The following is a 533-nucleotide window of genomic DNA, read 5'->3' as shown; positions in this document are numbered from 1 at the left end:
GCGAAGATCGCGGGCTGCTGGTCGATCTCGGCGGCCATGTGCCCGTCGGGCTGGTGCTCGGTCATCGGGTAACCCCTGTCCTCCGGGCCCGGTCCGGCAGGCCCCACGCCACTTAGGTCTAGACCAATATTAGCGAGTCCGACCGCTGCGGGGCGAGTCCGAGGACCCGTCCGGCCCACCGCCGGATGACGCCTGCGACCACGGTACTTCGGCACGTTCGCGCAGTTCGTCCCCCTGGCGCTGCCCCACCCGGACGCGCCTGGCCTGCGCGGAAGGCCCAACACCGCCCACCCGGCCGTCCCGTCGCGCACGCCGAGACCCCGCAGCGACGCTCGCCACAAGAAATCCCCCGGAAAGCAGCCGCGCCCGCTCCCCGATGAGGAGCGGGCGCGGCGGAACCGCCGAAGACCTATCCCTTGACCGCCCCGGCGGTGACCCCGGTCACCATCTTCCGCTGCACGATCAGGAAGAACACCAGCACCGGCAGCGTGAACAGCGCCGAGGCCGCCATCGCGCCGCCCCAGTCCGTGCCG

At 72.0% G+C, this 533-nt stretch carries 1 pseudogene; it reads right to left on the bottom strand.

The features are described 5' to 3' along the window. Positions 1-409 precede the first annotated feature (409 nt). Positions 410-533, bottom strand: a pseudogene (locus ABFX50_RS51135) (carbohydrate ABC transporter permease); the annotation flags it as partial.

It is taken from the genome of Nonomuraea recticatena (genome assembly GCF_039533245.1).
Taxonomy (GTDB): domain Bacteria; phylum Actinomycetota; class Actinomycetes; order Streptosporangiales; family Streptosporangiaceae; genus Nonomuraea; species Nonomuraea roseola.
Note: the sequence above shows the minus strand (reverse complement) of the source record. Positions and strands in the feature narration are given on the sequence as shown.